A 16,065-nucleotide genomic window follows, 5' to 3' on the forward strand; every position below is an offset into this window, starting at 1 on the left:
CTCGTCAGGATGAACCGAGAACCGGGCCGAACTTGGCACGGTCCGCCAGGCGGCGGTCCTCACGGTCCGGAACCACCATCACGGGGCCCTTGGCATGGTGGAGTATGCCGTCGGACGTTGAGCCCAGGAGCATTCCCGTGAAGCCGCCCCGGCCGCGGGTACCCACAACCACGAGTTCCACATGCCGGCTTTCCTCGACGAGGACGTCAACGGGCGAGCCGTCCTTCAGCTCCGATTCGGCGTGGAGGTTGGGGAAGTGGCTGCGCAGCCACGCCATGCCGGCGTCCAGGGTCAGCTGGATGTCGGCGAAGAGGGCCTTGCGGTCCATGGGGGCCGGCACCCATGCCAGCGAGCCGCTGTACTGCGGGACGGCGCAGACAACGCGCAGCGTGGCGCCCATGCGTTCTGCTTCCTCTGCGGCCTCCAGGACGGCCACCCGTGCCTGCTCCGAGCCGTCAACGCCCACCACCACCACGTTCTCCACGCGCTGGTGCCCGGCTTTGGCCTGCTCGGCTTTGATGCGCCTGTCCTCGGTGGTTTCGCCGAGCCTGTCCGCGCAGATCAGCGGGACCGTCACGGTGGGGCATTTGGCGTGGGCGGGCAGGGCGCTGCTCACCGAGCCGAGGAGCCTGCCCACAAATCCGCCACGTCCGCGGGTGCCAAACACCAGGAGCTCGGCAGTCCGGGACATCTCGAGCAGCACGCCGGAGGCATCGCCGTTCTCCACGGACGCGGTGACATCGATGTCGTAGGTGGATATCTTGTCCAGGGCCTGCTTGACCACCGCCTCGGCGCCTTCGCGGATCACGGAGTCGTCCACGGTTGCATAGCCGCCGTCGAGGCCCGATGCGGCGAAGATCGGCACGGAGTACGCAGTGACGATATGCAGCGGACGGCGCCGGCGCCGGGCCTCGCGCGCGGCCCATACAAGCGCGCACTGGCCGTGGTCCGAACCGTCCACGCCAACCACGATCCCCTCGGGAGCAGCAGTGCTGCCGCCGTCCTGGGGGTCCGGATGCAACTCTGGTGCGCCCATGGGGCCGCCTCCTCGCGATACTGCCTGATGTTGCGCCTATTCTGCCAGAAGCCGGACCATTCCCCGTGCACCCGTACCCCCGTCTGAGCTGGGAAGAAAGGCCTGCTTCCGCTTCCCACTATTCTCCGTCGCCCCTGCCTTAGCAAGCCTGCACAGGCCCGGAAAGTCCGGTTGTCCACAGGCCTTCCGGGGTGTCCGGGAAAGCGCCTTCAACGGGGAGGCAAGTGTTTTCGGCTTGGGCTATCCACCGCCGGAAATGTTCTGTAGTCTTCAGGACATTGTTGGTCCGGGACGCCTACTGCCTCTTTCCGTCAGGGGTGCCCGCCAATGTACTGCGGCCGGACTTTGGGGGTAACGGGACGCGCGCCGGCGAGGACGCCTGCACCTGCCGAAACTTCGAAGGAGGGAACCTGTAGTGTCAAGCATGCCTGGGAATGCCGGGACCGAGCAGACCACCACTGTGATCATTGGCACCGGCCTGTCCGGCCTTGCCGTGGCCGCCGAGCTGTGCCGCCGCGGAGTGGACTCGATAGTGGTGGACGGACTGGACATCCTTGGCGCCGCGCAGCCGGCCAACACAGCTTCCCTTCAACGCTGCGACGCGGCCGATTCCGTCACCCTTCGTGAACGGAACGAGATCCTGCGGCACCTGCGCAACTACGCCGCCAGCCACGCCGTGGACGTGCGGCACACTACCCGCGCCGTCCAGTTGACCATGCTGGCCGGGACTGCGCCGGGAACCGCCGCTCCGCAGTGGGAAGTCCACACGCCTACGGGCATCCTGGTGGCGGACCATATTGTCCTGACCCGGTGCGCCCACAGCCAGTTGCGGCGCATGATCAACGATTTCGGGATCGCCGTGGGCCGCAACCTCACCGCTGCCATGCGGGCAATCGGCATCTACCTGGTGGGCGTGGGCGAGCTCATCACCCCGTCGCCCAAAGAGGTACTGCGCCAGGCCAAGACCGTGGGCCAGGCGATTTCCGCCAAAGTACATCCGGACAGCGTTGCTTTTCCGGGAACCGGAAGCTTCGCGGCCCTGCCCTGCTAGCGTCCGTCAATGCACCCGCCGGCGCCCGTCAGCCCTCCTCGTCCGGGCCTGCCGTGAGCCTGCGCCGGGCGAGGACGGCAAGGGTGGCCAGCAGCCCCGCCGCGACGGCGGCGAAAATGACGATGCTCCACTGGAACGGCTGCGCCGCGTCAGCCGGGTCCGCGGGTTCGGCGGTGGTTCCGGGCCGGGCGGTCCCCATGGCGGGGGCGCTGCCAACGGCCGGGGCGGTGGCAGGAACCGTACCGGCCGCCGTCGGGCTTGCCGCCTGCGACGTGCCCGGCGCAGCGGAAGCGGCCGCAAAAACAAATGTCCCCTCGATGGGATGCGAGTCCGAACTGACCACGCGCCAGGCAACGGTGTACTGCCCGGCGGGGGCTCCCGCCCTGACCTTCCGGGACGCCACGTTGTCCACGATCTCCACCGCGCCTTCTGCCCACTCGGCGCCGGCGGCGTCCTTGATGGAGATGGAAGCGCCCATCCCAAGCGGGTTCTTGTTGAACGTGACCGAGACCTGTTCCGGGGGCGCCGGGACCGAGGCGCCCTGGGCGGGGCTGGTGGATTCGGCTGCATCATGCGCGGCTGCGGGACCGGCAAGGCCCAGCACGGCGGCGGCGAAAACGAGGAATCCGAGCCCAAGGGCCAGGATCTGGCGGCGGATGGGACGCATGCTGGGGCGGCTCCTTGTGTTGGCTTCCTTACAGACTAGGCGAAATTGCCTGCCGCCCCGCCGCCGTCCCCATAGGATTCAGGTATCCCCACAGACTTCCCCGGAGGACTAATGCTTAAGCAAGGCTCTGCCCTGGACCGGTACTTCATGGTCACCGAACGCGGTTCCAACCTTTCCCGCGAGATCCGCGGCGGGTTCGCCACATTCTTCGCCATGAGCTACATCGTGGTGCTCAACCCCCTGATCCTCTCCGGCCCGGACTCCAGCGGCGCCACGCTGGGGTTCACGGCAGTCGCCGCCGTGACGGCCTTCGTGGCGGGCCTCCTCACCATCCTGATGGGCGCCTGGGCAAAGCACCCCTTCGCGCTGGCCACGGGCCTGGGCGTCAACGCCTTCGTCGCCGTCACCGTTGCCACCAATCCGGGACTGACCTGGCCGGACATGATGGGCCTGGTGGTCCTGTCCGGCGTCACCATGCTCATCCTGGTCCTCACCGGGTTCCGCACTGCCGTCTTCAAGGCAGTACCGGACGGGCTCAAGACGGCCATCGTGGTGGGCATCGGGCTGTTCATCGCGCTGATCGGGCTGGTCAATGCGGGCTTCGTCCGCCGCATCCCCGATGTGGCCGGCACCACCGTGCCCGTTGGACTTGGCTTCGACGGAAAGCTCCTGGGCTGGCCCACGGCAGTGTTCGTGTTCGGCCTGGTCCTGACCATCGCCCTGGTGGTCCGCAAGGTCAAGGGCGCCATCCTGATCGGCATTATCACCTCCACCGTCATCTCCGTGCTCCTGGAGATGACCCTGCACATCGGACCAAGCTTCGACGGCAAGACCTTCAACCCGCAGGGCTGGTCCCTGGTGGCGCCCAAATTCACGGGATGGGCCGCCCCGGACCTGTCGCTGATTGGCAAGGCGAACCCCTTCGGCGCCTTTGAGCACCTCGGCTTCGTGGCAGCCACGCTGCTGGCGTTCGTGATCCTGCTCAGCATCTTCTTCGACGCCATGGGAACCATGGTGGGCCTGGCCAACGAGGCAGGCACCGTGGACGAACACGGCAACATCCCGGACGTGGACCGCGTCCTCCAGGTGGACGCCCTCGGCGCGATCGTGGGCGGCGGCGCCTCGGTGTCCTCCAACCAGATCTACGTGGAAGCCGGCGCCGGCATTGGCGAAGGCGCGCGGACGGGCATTGCCTCGATCGTTACCGGCCTGCTGTTCCTGGTGGCGATGTTCTTCACCCCGCTGATCAACCTGGTGCCCTTCGAGGCCGTTGCCCCGGCACTGGTGGTGGTGGGCTTCATGATGGTGTCCCAGGTGGGCAAGATCGACTGGCAGGACTGGGGCATTGCGATCCCGGCGTTCCTGACCTTCACGCTGATGCCGTTCACCTACTCCATCGCCAACGGCCTGGGCGCCGGGTTCATCGCCTTTGTGCTGATCCGCACCGTCCAGGGACGCGTCAAGGAGATCCACCCGCTGATGTGGGCGGTGGCCGCTGCTTTCCTGCTGTTCTTCGCCGTCGGCCCCATCGAGGCCGCCCTGGGGATGTAGCGCGGCGGCCTGGACAGGAACCCACACCCCCGCACGGCACTGCGCCGACCTACACGGGCGTGTTGGGGGCCAGCCCCTCATCACCGGACACTGCGCGGGCCTTTTTCTCGCGGAGCCTGTCCAGCCGGTTCATCAGCGGTGAGGTGGTGGCGCCGTGGACCACGATCGACAGCGCCACCACCAGCCCCACGAATGCCCAGAGCCACTCCGCCTGGTCAGCGAACTTTCCTTTGCCCAGCGCATAGGAAAGGTAGTAGAGCGAGCCGATCCCCCGGATCCCGAAAAAGGAGAGCGCAATCCGCTCCCGCGGGCCGGTCTTGCCGCCCAGCAGCCCCACCCAGCCGGCCAGCGGGCGGATCACCAGCAGGAATGCCAGCGCCACCAGCACCTCGGCCCAGCCGATCCCTTCCAGCAGCCCTCGGGCAATCGCACCGCCCAGCAGGACCAGGATCACCACCGTCAGGAGCCGCTCCAGTTGCTCCACGTAGGAGTGCAGCACCCGGTGGTAGCCGTGGGTATGCTCGGCGGCCCGGATGGTCACAGCGCAGACAAAGACCGCGATGAAGCCATAACCCTCCACCATCTCCGTGGCACCGTAGGTCAGGAACGTGGCGGCGAGGGCCACGAAGCCCTCGGAATGGTTGGACAGCCGCAGGCTGTCTGCGCGGGCAGAGAAGAAAATCCGCGCCAGCAACTTCCCGGTCAGGAAGCCCAGCAGCAGCCCGACCGCCAGCCGCCACAGGACGTCCACGCCGAACCATTCCGGGAACCACGCCGACGGGGATGACCCGACGATGCTGATGGCGATAGCCAGGTAGACAAAGGGAAACGCCAGCCCGTCATTGAGGCCTGCTTCCGACGTGAGGCCAAAACGCACCTCGTCCTCTTTGTCGGTGCCGTCGTCGTGGTCCGCCGGTTCACCCACCTGCACCTCGGAGGCGAGGACGGGATCCGTGGGCGCAAGGCTCGAGGCCACCAGCAGTGCTGCACCGAGGCCCAGGCCCAGGAACCACAGCCCCAGCAGCGTGAGCCCAATGATGCAGAGGGGCATGGCGATTCCCAGCAGCCGCCAGGTGGTGGCCCAGCGTTGGCGTCCCACCGGCCGGTCCAGCGCCAGCCCGGCGCCCATCAGCGAGATGATCACGCACACTTCAGAGAGATGAAGGGCAAAGTCGCTGTGCGCCATGGGGTCCGGATCGGGAAGGGTGGGGATCAGGGCAAAAGCAGCCATACCCGCTCCGAGGAAGACCATCGGCATGGAAAAGGGCATGTTGCGCAGCAGCTTGGGGAGTACTGCGGCCACGAACACTGCGACGCCGGCGGCGGCAAACAGGATGTTGGGGGCTTCAAACATAAAGCTGTTCTCCGGCCTGTTTTTTGCGCCCGTTCGGCGCAGGCAAGGTGGTACGGCCCCCGGGGAGGGACTGATCCACAATAGCCCCTGCTGCCGGCAGGCGCCGATGATCTTCGATTCCAGACAGGTCGACGGCGGCGATGCTGGTTTTCGCTGTCCAGTTACGGTGAGCTTGGGGTATGACCCCTCGGATACCTGCCGTCGATGTCCCGCCCCAGCCTTGGACGGGCAGGTTCGACGGCGACGACGCCAGCCACCGCCGCTGGTGGCAGGCGGTGGTTCCCTACGACGGCGGGGCGCAGGAGGGTGCGGGCGGCGAGGGCGCGGTCCGCACAGCAAAACCCGCTGCCCTGCTTGGCTTCGCCAGCGATGAGGGCGTGCGCCGGAACAAGGGCCGCACCGGCGCGGCGGCCGCGCCGGCCGCCATCCGGCATGCCCTGGGCCCCCTGGCGTTCCACCTCGGCCGGACCGTGGCCGACGCGGGGGATGTTGTGGTGTCCGGCGGCGCCCTTGAAGCCGGCCAGGAACGCGCCGGGAGGGCTGTCGCTGCGCTGCTCGACGCCGGGCAGCTTCCCGCGGTGCTGGGCGGCGGCCATGAAACCGCGTATGCCAGTTACCTTGGGGTCAGCTCCTCCGCGGCGGTGCAGGGCGGGCAGCGGCTCGGGATCCTGAACCTGGACGCCCATTTCGACCTCCGCGACGAGCCAGCGCCCAGCTCGGGGACGCCGTTCCTCCAGATGGCCCGCGCGGAAGCAGCCGCCGGGCGCGACTTCCGGTACGCCGTCGTCGGAATTTCCGAACCCAACAACACGCGCGCCCTCTTCGATACTGCCCGGAAGCTGGGCGTGCAGTACCTGCTGGACGAGGACTGCGGCGCAGAGCGCGTCCGGGAGTTCGTGGCGGGCTTCCTGGCCGGCATCGACGTGCTTTACCTGACCATCGACCTTGACGTGCTGCCTGCAGCGGTGGCGCCGGGCGTGAGTGCACCCGCAGCGTATGGCGTGCCGCTGCCGGTCATCAGCGCAGTGTGCCGGCAGGTGGCGGGGTCGGGGAAGCTGCTGCACCTCGACATCGCCGAGCTGAACCCGGAGTTTGATATCGATGGCAGGACCGCCCGGGTTGCCGCCCGGCTGCTGGACACCCTGCTGCGCTGAACCGGGCCCCGGGGCGGGGCTACCTGCCCTTGAGCACGTAGCGGCGCTCCGGGCGGCCCACGCCGTACTTAAGCCTGACCTCCAGCGTCCCCTCATCGTGCAGGTACTCAAGGTAGCGGCGGGCGCTGACCCGGGAGGTTCCCAGCTGCTCCGCGACCTCGGCCGCGGAAAGATCACCTTCGGCGGCGTTGAGGGTGGCCTCCACGAGCTTGAGCGTTTCGATGCTGCAGCCCTTGGGAAGCGGACGCTCGGTGCGGTCCAGTCCGAAGACGCGGTTGACGTCCGACTGCTCGGCCACATCCTTGGCCGAGTCCAGGCCATGGTAGGCGCTCCGGTAGTGCTCCAGCCGCTCCTGGAGGTCCGACTGGGAAAACGGCTTGATGAGGTAGTGCACAATGCCCCCGCGGAGGGCCTTGCGGACGGTCTCCACTTCCCGGGCGGCGCTGATCACCAGCACGTCGAGCTCGGGGGCCACCTCCCGCAGCCGGTGCATGAGCTCCAGCCCGTTGATGTCCGGCAGGTGGATGTCCAGCAGCACCAGGTCCGGCTGCAGCCGCTCCGTTTCGAGCACTGCCCGGGCACCGGTGTGGGCCACGCCCACCACGGCGAAGCCCGGCGTCCGCTGGATGAAGCCGGCGTGGACCTTGGCCACCATAAAGTCGTCATCGACGATCAGCACGTTGATCATGGCTTCATTGCCCCTTTCCCCAGCCGTGCGGTGAAGACTGCTCCGTTGTCATTGGCCACCGTGAGGTCCCCGCCGGAGCGCCGGCAGACCACCCTCGAGAGGGCCAGCCCGAATCCGCGGCCCTCGGCCGGGCCTGCCTCCTTGGTGGAAAACCCCTGGCGGAAGATGTCCTCCACGGACTCGCCCGGAACGCCCGGTCCGGTGTCCCGCACCGTGACGGTGACGTGGTCCCTGCCGTCCTCCACTAGCACCCTGACGGCGGCCTCCGGAAGTCCCGTCACGGCGTCGAACGCGTTGTCCACCAGGTTCCCCACCACCGTGGTGAGATCGCGGGACAGTTCGTCGCTGACCGGGCCCAGGGCGGACGCCGGGTCAAGCTGCAGCGCCACGCCGCGTTCAGTGGCGAGGCTGGACTTGGCAATCAGCAGTGCGGCGAGCGCAGGGTCCTGGATCCGGCTGGTTACCTCGTCGTTCAGCCTGGTCCGGTCCACCGTGGCGCCGTTGACGAACTGCACCACGGAATCGTATTCGCCGATCTGGATCAGGCCGGAGATGACATGCAGCTGGTTGGCAAACTCGTGGGCCTGGGCGCGCAGCGTGTCCGTGGCAGTCCGGGTGGCGCCAAGCTCACGTTCGAGGGAGGACAGCTCCGTCCGGTCCCTGAGGGTAGTGACCGAGCCGATGTCCCGGCCGCGGGACCGGATGGGAACACGGTTGAGCACCACAAGCCGCTCCCCCACCAGGACCAGCTGGTCCGGGTCCGGCTGTTCGCGGGTCAGGACCACCTTGAGCGCCGGGTCCACGGGAAGGGATCCGAGCTTCCTGCCCACGCAGTCCGGCGGCAGTCCGAGGAGCTCCCGCGCACTGTCGTTCGCTACCGTGATGCGCTCATTGGGGTCCAGCGCCACCACGCCTTCCTTCAGCCCGTGCAGCATCGCCTCCCGGTTTTCCACCAGCCCGGTGATCTCGCTGGGCTCCATGCCGAGGGTCTGCCGCTTGACCCGGCGGGAGAGCAGCAGGGATCCCGCCACTCCCAGGACGCTGGCTACGCCGAGGTACGTCAGGAGGTTGGGGACGGCGTCGCCCAGCCTTTCAAGGGTGGACGGGTAGTTGCGGCCAATGGCTGCGATCCCGATCATCTTTCCAGCATCGTCAAGGACTGGAACGTGCGCGGACAGGACGGCGTTGCCGCCTTGGTCCACCACACCGGTCCAGGCGCGCCCTTCCATGACCCTGCTGGCGCCCAGTTCCAGCGGCTCGCCCAGCAGGCCCGGGTCCGACGCCGCAACCACCGTGCGGTCCAGCTTCGCGAGGGTGACGTGGGACGAGCCAGAGACGGTGCGGACCGACTCGGCTACGGCGGGAAGCGCTGAACCGACACGTGGCTCGGCGTCCGGCAGCAGCGCCCGCACCGCAGGATTGTTGCCGAGCGCTTCCGCGGCCGAGAGGGCCCTGCGGCCCTCCGTCCGTTCAAAGGCGGCAGCGGACTGGGCAAGCGAGATGGCCACCACCGCCACCAGCACGGCCAGGACAATCAGCAACTGCAGCACAAGGTACTGCCCGGCGAGGGACATTCCTCTTCGTCGAGTCACTGCGGTGGTTCCTTTTGTTTCTTGATGCCTGTTCCTGGTGCCGTGCCTGTTCCTGGCGCCGTGCCTGTTCCTGGCGCGTGGGCCGGCCCTGCGGCAGTACCGGGAACTATATCCCACCGCCGCCCGTGCTCCGGCAGGAGGCTTCCACGTGCCGGCCTTGTACGGGTACCTGGTGGGTCGCGGTGCGGGTGCCCGGTGGGGCGCCGGAAACGTGAACGCAATGAACTTAACTTTCTCTGCGTACACAAGAGTGAGGTCCGTCACGGCGGGCCCTAGCATCGGAAGCACAGATCAGGTCCGCTGATCATCCTGTAGAGAATTGCATTACTGAGAAGAGGAACACCATGCGCCAGATCCGCGCATTGCGAGTCGCCGCCGTCGCTGCCGGCATCGCCCTGATGGCCACCGGCTGCGGTGCCACCGGCAAGAGCTCCACCGGTTCGGAAAGCTCCAGCGCTGCAGCCGGGCCCATCACCGGGCTGCAGATCATGGTCCCCAACACCCCGGGCGGCGGCTACGACACCACCGCACGCGCCGCAGCCAAGGTCCTCGACGACGAGAAGATCTCCACCAACACCGAGGTCTTCAACCTCGCCGGTGCCGGCGGCACGGTGGGCCTTGCCCGCGTTGTCAACGAGAAGGGCAACGGCGACCTCGCCATGCTCATGGGCCTTGGCGTGGTGGGCGCCAGCTACACCAACAAGTCCGAGTCCAAGCTGACCGAGACCACCCCGCTTGCGCGGCTCATCGAAGAGCCCGGGGCCATCATGGTCGGCAAGGATTCCCCGTACAAGACCATCGACGACCTGGTGAAGGCCTGGAAGGCTGACCCGGGCTCCATCTCCGTAGGCGGCGGCTCCTCCCCCGGCGGCCCGGACCACCTGCTGCCCATGCAGCTTGCAGGCGCCGTGGGAATTGACGCCACCAAGGTGAACTTCGTTTCCTACGACGGCGGCGGGGACCTCCTGCCCGCGATCCTGGGCAACAAGCTTGGCTTTGCAGCCTCCGGCGCCGGCGAATACCTGCAGCAGATCCAGTCCGGCGAAGTCCGGGTCCTTGCCACCAGCGGCGAAAAGCGGCTCGAGGGCGTCGACGCCCCGACGCTGAAGGAATCAGGCATCGACCTGGTGTTCACCAACTGGCGCGGCATCGTGGCCCCTCCGGGCATCAGCGACCAGGACAAGGCATCCCTGATCGCCGCCCTTGAAAAGATGCACGCCACCGAGGGCTGGAAGGAAGCACTGAAGACCCACAGCTGGACCGACGCCTTCATCACCGGCGAGAAGTTCGAAACGTTCCTTACCGAGCAGGACAAGCGGGTGGCGGACGTCCTCACCAAGCTTGGGTTGGCGTGAGCCCTCTGACCACAGGCCTTAAGGGCCGCGCCGAGCTGGGAGTCTCCCTCCTGCTCGGCGCGGCCGGCGTCCTTGTCTTCCTGGACGCCAACGGCCTGGTGACCCCGTATTCCCAGTCGGACCCCGTGGGTCCCAAAACAGTCCCGTACATCGTGGCCGGCTTGCTGGTTGCATGCGCGGTCCTGCTGGCCATCAACGTGATGCGGGGCGGCCAGGGCGAGGCGGAAGGCGGCGAGGATGTTGACCTCACCCACCCCGCGGACTGGAAAACCATCCTGCCCCTGGCCGGAGCCTTCATCCTGAACATCCTGCTTATCGACTGGGCCGGGTGGGTCATCTCCGGCACCGTCCTGTTCTGGGGCAGCGTCCTGGCACTGGGCAGCCGGCACTACTTCCGCGACGGGCTCATCTCCGTAGCCCTGTCCCTGCTGACCTTCTACGGCTTCTACCTCGGCCTCGGCATCGCACTGCCCGCCGGACTCCTGGAAGGAATCCTCTGATGGACGTCTGGTCCTCACTGATGGACGGTTTCGCCACCGCCCTCACCCCCATGAATTTCCTCTACGCCGTGATCGGCGTGGTCCTGGGCACCGCCGTCGGCGTCCTCCCCGGGCTCGGCCCGGCCATGACCGTGGCCCTGCTGCTGCCCGTCACCTACGCCCTTGAGCCCACCAGCGCCTTCATCATGTTCGCCGGCATCTACTACGGCGGCATGTACGGCGGCTCCACCACGTCCATCCTGCTCAATACGCCGGGAGAATCGTCGTCCGTAGTGACGGCAATCGAGGGCAACAAAATGGCCAAGGCGGGGCGGGCGGCGCAGGCGCTTGCGACGGCGGCCATCGGCTCGTTCGTTGCCGGCACCATCGGCACCGCACTGCTGGCCGTCTTCGCCCCGATCGTGGTCAAGTTCGCCGTGAGCCTGGGTGCACCCAGCTACTTCGCCATCATGGTCCTGGCCCTGCTGGCCGTCACCGCAGTCCTTGGTTCGTCCCGGCTCCGCGGCTTTGCCTCGCTGGCACTTGGCCTGGCCATCGGCCTGGTGGGCATGGACTCGGTCACCGGCCAGCGCCGCCTGACCTTCGGCCAGCCGCTGCTCGCGGACGGCCTGGACATCGTGGTGGTGGCCGTGGCCATCTTCGCCGTCGGTGAAGCCCTGTGGGTTGCCGCCCACCTGCGCCGCACCCCGCTGCATGTGATTCCGGTGGGCCGGCCCTGGATGGGCAAGAAGGACTGGAGCCGCTCCTGGAAGCCGTGGCTGCGCGGGACCGCCTTCGGCTTCCCGTTCGGCGCCCTCCCCGCCGGCGGCGCCGAGATCCCCACGTTCCTTTCCTACGTCACCGAGAAGCGCCTCAGCAAGCACCCGGAAGAGTTCGGCAAGGGCGCCATCGAGGGCGTCGCCGGGCCGGAAGCGGCCAACAACGCTGCCGCCGCCGGCACCCTGACGCCAATGCTGGCCCTGGGCCTGCCCACCAACGCCACGGCCGCCGTCATGCTGGCAGCCTTCACCTCGTACGGCATCCAGCCGGGCCCGCAGCTGTTTTCCAGCCAGGGACCGCTGGTGTGGGCGCTGATCGCAAGCCTCTTCATCGGCAACCTGCTGCTCCTGCTGATCAACCTGCCGCTGGCACCCCTGTGGGCCAAGCTCCTGCAGCTCCCCCGGCCGTACCTGTACGCGGGCATCCTCTTTTTTGCCACGCTCGGCGCCTACTCGGTGAACCTGCAGGCGTTCGACCTGGTGATCCTGCTGGTGCTCGGCGCCCTCGGGTTCATGATGCGCCGGTTCGGGCTGCCCGTCCTGCCGCTCATCCTCGGCGTCATCCTGGGCCCGCGCATCGAAGGCCAGCTCCGCAAGACCCTGCAGCTCAGCGCAGGCGATCCGGCAGGGCTCTTCAGTGAGCCGATCGCCGTCGTAATTTACATCATTGTGGGGCTCATCCTGCTGTGGCCGCTGCTGTTCAAGCTGGTCCGGCGGAACCGGCCGGCACGCACGGTGGTTCCCGCCAACTCCGGCGCGACCGTGCCGCTGGAAGCGCGCGGAAGCGTAAGTCACGGCAGCCACCGCGCGGACGGAACGGCCGACGGCGGCAGTGACGGCTAAGGCGCCACAGGCACCGGACGCACAACTCACCGACAACCAGCAGAACAAGGAGACACCATGACGATCGTGGTGGGATACGTCCCGACCCCCGAGGGCGAAGCAGCCCTGACCCAGGCCATCACCGAAGCCCGGAAGAGCAACTCGAGGCTGCTGGTCATCAACTCGTCCAAGGGCGATGCCCTGGTGGACAACCGCTACGCCCAGGAGCCGGAGATCCAGAGCATTGAGGACCGGCTGGCCACCCAGGGCATCGACCACGTGATCAAGCAGCCGGTGCGCGGCCATGACGCCGCCGCCGAGGTCCTGGATGCGGCGGAGGAGAACAATGCAGAGCTGATAGTGATCGGGCTGCGCCGGCGGACACCGGTGGGCAAGCTGATCATGGGCAGCGTGTCACAGCGCATCCTCCTCGAAGCGGACTGTCCTGTGCTGGCTGTGAAAGCCGGTTAGATCCACTTAATTACAGCAGGCCCGGTTTAACCTGATGGTTAAACCGGGCCTGCCGCGTGGTCCGTGCGATCAGCGGACGATCTTGAAGTTGAAGGCCGGCGTGCCGAGTGCGCCCCAGAGGCGGAGCCAGACAGGCAGGAGCATTTCCGTGCCCCGCGCGGTCGTAAAGTCGCCGAGGTCGATGACGTCCTGATGGCCGAACTCCGTGAGCAGTTCCGTGACCGTCTGCTTGGCTTCGGCATCATTCCCGGAGACGAAGACCGTGCTGGCCTCGGGAAGGCTGTCCGGGCGGGCCACGAGGTCGGTGTTAAGTGTGTCGAGCGACTTGACCACACGGGCGGCGGGGAAAGCGCGCTGGATCTGCTCGCCGAGGGAATCAGAGTCCTTGGCATACCCGTCCCCCCGGGACAAAATCCTCGCAGTCTTTGAGGTACTCGCCGGGGATACTGCCGGACCCTCCTACCGCGGGTGCCCGATGCTGAACACCAACACCGAGTTCCCGGAAGGCCAGCACCCGGCCCACCTCGCGGCCACGGGGCACAAGCAGCAAGTGCGGGACTGGTTCCTCTCCGTGGCCGTCGACGCCTGCCCGCGCCCTTGACCCCGAATGGCGCCCCTGCCGGACAAGCCTCCCATTGGACAGTCATCTGACATATCTCCGGCGTCCGGTAGAATGGGAAGGCCCTTGGGGGACAAGACACAGAAAGTTCAGTAGATGACTACAGCCACCCTGGAACGAATTCCGGCTGCTTCCGACCTTGTGGAAGCACCGGCGAACCGGACCATCGACCTGCAGTTTTCCAGCGCCCGCGAAGTGCACGCTGGCCTGGAAGAAGCAGTCGCAGAATTGATTGAAGTGGCCGCGCAGGAGGCCTCCTGCGGCATCCTGGTCACCAGGCTGCATCCGGGCCGCTACACCGTAGCCTTGGACGAATCGGTACCGTTCGGCGAGACCTACGAGGCCATCGCCGCCTGACCAGCAATCCTGCCGGGGCAAGCCCCGGACAAATCGAAATCCCCGCCCTGCGTCAACAGTAGGCGGGGATTTCTGTTGTTGTGCCTCCTGGGGCTGCTACCCGCGGCGCACCTGCACGCCGTCGGATTTCAGGAAGAGCTGCTTCTCTGACGGACCGGCCGGCACCAGCCACAGAACGTTTCCGCTCTGGGACACCTCCTCCACCTCCCCGGCGGCAACCACATGCGCATGCTTGATGATCTCCACGCGGTCCCCGGCCTTGAGGGTTCTCCAGTCGGAAACAGCGGCGGAATGGGCGTTGCGCCTTGATAGGACTGCCCCACGTGCTTTCATTTGAACTTCTACCCCTTTGTATACGTTCGGCGCCACAGCCTCTTTGATGTGACTTTCACTACACCTTCAGTTCTACTACACTCGGCGCCCCTCGGAGGAACGTGTCGGATGAAATTCCATTAGGTGGACGCCTCGTGCGCATGCGCTGAAGATTCTTCGGATTCAGTAGAGGGTTCCGACGGCGGATTCGGCCGCCCTGCGAACCTCCCCGGAGGCCACGAGCTTGTCCGCGGCCTCCAGTTCGGGTGACAGGAAGCGGTCCGTCCCCGGCCCTTCCACCACGCCGCGCAAAGCGGAGACGACGGCGGCGCCCGCGGGCCCCGGCGTCAAGACCCCACCGGAGAGCCCGGTGCGGATGTCCAGGGCGCGTGCCGACGTCACCAGCTCGATCGCCAGGACCCGGCGCAGGTTCTCCACCGCCTTCCGCAGCTTGCGTGCGGCATGCCAGCCCATCGAGACATGGTCTTCCTGCATGGCGGAACTGGGGATGGAGTCCACGGAGGCGGGGACAGCAAGCCGCTTGTTGTCCGAGACCAGCCCGGCCTGGGTGTACTGGGCAATCATCAGCCCTGAATCCACGCCGGGGTCGGCCGCGAGGAAGGCCGGCAGGCCGTGGGAGCGGGCCGGATCCAGCATCCTGTCCGTCCGGCGTTCCGCTATGGAGCTCAGGTCCGCGACGGCGATGGCCAGGAAGTCCAGGACGTAGGCCACCGGCGCACCGTGGAAGTTGCCGTTGGAGCTGACCGTTCCGTCTGGCAGCACCACCGGGTTATCGATGGCGGCCGCCAGTTCGCGGGATGCCACCAGCGCTGCGTGGTCCACCGTGTCCCTCACGGCACCGGCAACCTGCGGGGCGCAGCGGAGCGAGTAGGCGTCCTGGACCCGGGAGTCGCCAACCTTGTGGGAAGCGACGATGGGCGAGCCGGACAGGACACGCAGCATGTTGTCGGCACTTGCAGCCTGCCCCGGGTGCGGACGAAGCGCGGCATGCAGCTCCGGCAGGAAAACCTGGTCCGTGCCCAGCAATGCCTCAACGCTCATCGCCGCGGTGATGTCCGCCGTCGTCAGCAATTGGCGAAGGTCCGCGATGGCCATGAGGAGCATGCCCAGCATGCCTTCGGTGCCGTTGACCAGGGCCAGGCCTTCCTTTTCGGCGAGGGTGACCGGTTCGATGCCGTGTTCGGCAAGCAGTACGGCGACAGGCTGTTCGCCGCGCCCGCCGTACGTCACGCCGTCGGGCCCTTCCGCCTCGCCCTCGCCCATGAGCACCAGGGCGCAGTGGGACAGCGGTGCGAGGTCGCCCGAACAGCCGAGCGAACCGAACTCGCGGACCAGCGGCGTGATGCCGGCGTTGAGCACATCCACCATGGTCTGCAGGACCACTGGCCGGACGCCGGTGCGGCCGGACGCCAGGGTCTTGGCGCGCAGGAACATGATGCCGCGCACCACTTCGCGTTCCACCGCCGGGCCCATGCCGGCGGCGTGGCTGCGGATCAGGCTCTTTTGCAGCTGGGTGCGCAACTCATTGGGGATGTGCCGGTTGGCCAGGGCGCCGAAGCCGGTGGAGATGCCGTACGCCGGGACGTCGCTGGCTGCGAGCTCGTCGATGTGGGCGCGGACTTTTGCCACCGTTTCCAGGGCTTGCGGGGAAATGGTCACCTTCGCGTTGTGGCGCGCGACGGCGAGCACGTCCTCAGGCGTGACCCCGCTGGATCCGAGGGTAACGGTCAGCGGTTCGTGGGTAATGGCGGTCATGA

At 67.3% G+C, this 16,065-nt stretch carries 17 protein-coding genes; 9 read left to right on the forward strand and 8 right to left on the reverse strand.

The window, feature by feature from the left end:
* Positions 1–4: 4 nt before the first annotated feature.
* Entirely contained in the window at positions 5–1,036 is a 1,032-nt protein-coding gene (locus tag Q9R30_RS08275; protein ID WP_104996636.1) for a universal stress protein, read from the reverse strand.
* A 424-nt stretch (positions 1,037–1,460) separates the two neighbouring features.
* On the opposite strand from Q9R30_RS08275, the gene Q9R30_RS08280 reads away from it, so the two are divergent.
* Positions 1,461–2,087: an FAD-dependent monooxygenase gene (locus tag Q9R30_RS08280; RefSeq protein WP_104996635.1), complete on the forward strand. Its 627-nt coding sequence runs from the start codon at positions 1,461–1,463 to the stop codon at positions 2,085–2,087.
* 28 nt (positions 2,088–2,115) lie between these two features.
* Here Q9R30_RS08280 and Q9R30_RS08285 read toward each other — a convergent pair whose 3' ends face one another.
* Entirely contained in the window at positions 2,116–2,754 is a 639-nt protein-coding gene (locus tag Q9R30_RS08285) for a copper resistance CopC family protein (protein WP_104996634.1), read from the reverse strand.
* Positions 2,755–2,865: 111 nt separating this feature from the next.
* On the opposite strand from Q9R30_RS08285, the gene Q9R30_RS08290 reads away from it, so the two are divergent.
* Positions 2,866–4,305 carry an NCS2 family permease gene (locus Q9R30_RS08290; RefSeq protein WP_311217289.1) on the forward strand — a complete coding sequence of 480 codons (1,440 nt, stop codon included), beginning with the start codon at positions 2,866–2,868 and terminating at the stop codon, positions 4,303–4,305.
* Positions 4,306–4,354: 49 nt separating this feature from the next.
* Here the strand turns inward: Q9R30_RS08290 and Q9R30_RS08295 are convergent, their stop codons facing one another.
* The gene (locus Q9R30_RS08295; RefSeq protein WP_311217290.1) at positions 4,355–5,659 is read right to left on the reverse strand and encodes a cation:proton antiporter; all 1,305 of its coding nucleotides are present in this window, start codon (positions 5,657–5,659) and stop codon (positions 4,355–4,357) included.
* Positions 5,660–5,838: 179 nt separating this feature from the next.
* Between Q9R30_RS08295 and hutG the strand changes: the two genes are divergently transcribed.
* Positions 5,839–6,813 carry a formimidoylglutamase gene (hutG, locus tag Q9R30_RS08300; RefSeq protein WP_104996631.1) on the forward strand — a complete coding sequence of 325 codons (975 nt, stop codon included), beginning with the start codon at positions 5,839–5,841 and terminating at the stop codon, positions 6,811–6,813.
* 19 nt (positions 6,814–6,832) lie between these two features.
* Here hutG and Q9R30_RS08305 read toward each other — a convergent pair whose 3' ends face one another.
* Positions 6,833–7,501 (reverse strand): response regulator, encoded by a 669-nt coding sequence (locus Q9R30_RS08305; protein WP_104996630.1) that lies wholly within the window; start codon positions 7,499–7,501, stop codon positions 6,833–6,835.
* On the reverse strand, positions 7,498–9,075 hold the full coding sequence (locus tag Q9R30_RS08310; RefSeq protein ID WP_311217319.1) for a sensor histidine kinase: 1,578 nt from the start codon (positions 9,073–9,075) through the stop codon (positions 7,498–7,500). Before Q9R30_RS08310 ends, Q9R30_RS08305 begins: the two co-directional genes overlap by 4 nt.
* Positions 9,076–9,437: 362 nt before the next feature.
* Here Q9R30_RS08310 and Q9R30_RS08315 point away from each other — a divergent pair, with 362 nt between their 5' ends.
* The 4 genes from Q9R30_RS08315 to Q9R30_RS08330 are packed head-to-tail and all read left to right on the forward strand — an operon-like array spanning position 9,438 to position 12,999.
* Positions 9,438–10,448, forward strand: a complete 1,011-nt coding sequence (locus Q9R30_RS08315) for a tripartite tricarboxylate transporter substrate binding protein (protein WP_104996628.1) — start codon at positions 9,438–9,440, stop codon at positions 10,446–10,448.
* Entirely contained in the window at positions 10,445–10,948 is a 504-nt protein-coding gene (locus Q9R30_RS08320; RefSeq protein WP_311217291.1) for a tripartite tricarboxylate transporter TctB family protein, read from the forward strand. The genes Q9R30_RS08315 and Q9R30_RS08320 overlap by 4 nt, the downstream gene beginning before the upstream one ends.
* Entirely contained in the window at positions 10,948–12,549 is a 1,602-nt protein-coding gene (locus tag Q9R30_RS08325; protein WP_104996626.1) for a tripartite tricarboxylate transporter permease, read from the forward strand. Before Q9R30_RS08320 ends, Q9R30_RS08325 begins: the two co-directional genes overlap by 1 nt.
* Before the next feature lie 57 nt (positions 12,550–12,606).
* Positions 12,607–12,999, forward strand: a complete 393-nt coding sequence (locus Q9R30_RS08330) for a universal stress protein (RefSeq protein WP_104996625.1) — start codon at positions 12,607–12,609, stop codon at positions 12,997–12,999.
* 69 nt (positions 13,000–13,068) lie between these two features.
* On the opposite strand, the gene Q9R30_RS08335 is transcribed toward Q9R30_RS08330, so the two are convergent.
* Positions 13,069–13,410, reverse strand: coding sequence for a hypothetical protein (locus tag Q9R30_RS08335; RefSeq protein ID WP_311217292.1), 342 nt, complete (start codon positions 13,408–13,410; stop codon positions 13,069–13,071).
* A 64-nt stretch (positions 13,411–13,474) separates the two neighbouring features.
* Here Q9R30_RS08335 and Q9R30_RS08340 point away from each other — a divergent pair, with 64 nt between their 5' ends.
* Together Q9R30_RS08340 and Q9R30_RS08345 are read left to right on the forward strand one after the other, a co-directional pair.
* Positions 13,475–13,600, forward strand: a complete 126-nt coding sequence (locus tag Q9R30_RS08340; protein WP_311217293.1) for a hypothetical protein — start codon at positions 13,475–13,477, stop codon at positions 13,598–13,600.
* Between the two features lie 114 nt (positions 13,601–13,714).
* Entirely contained in the window at positions 13,715–13,975 is a 261-nt protein-coding gene (locus Q9R30_RS08345; protein WP_104996624.1) for a hypothetical protein, read from the forward strand.
* A gap of 96 nt (positions 13,976–14,071) precedes the next feature.
* Here the strand turns inward: Q9R30_RS08345 and Q9R30_RS08350 are convergent, their stop codons facing one another.
* Together Q9R30_RS08350 and hutH are read right to left on the reverse strand one after the other, a co-directional pair.
* Entirely contained in the window at positions 14,072–14,308 is a 237-nt protein-coding gene (locus tag Q9R30_RS08350; protein WP_104996623.1) for a hypothetical protein, read from the reverse strand.
* 162 nt (positions 14,309–14,470) lie between these two features.
* Positions 14,471–16,063, reverse strand: coding sequence for a histidine ammonia-lyase (gene hutH / locus Q9R30_RS08355; protein ID WP_311217294.1), 1,593 nt, complete (start codon positions 16,061–16,063; stop codon positions 14,471–14,473).
* Positions 16,064–16,065 lie beyond the last annotated feature (2 nt).

Origin of the sequence: Arthrobacter sp. AB6, assembly GCF_031844545.1 — a bacterium.
GTDB lineage: Bacteria > Actinomycetota > Actinomycetes > Actinomycetales > Micrococcaceae > Arthrobacter.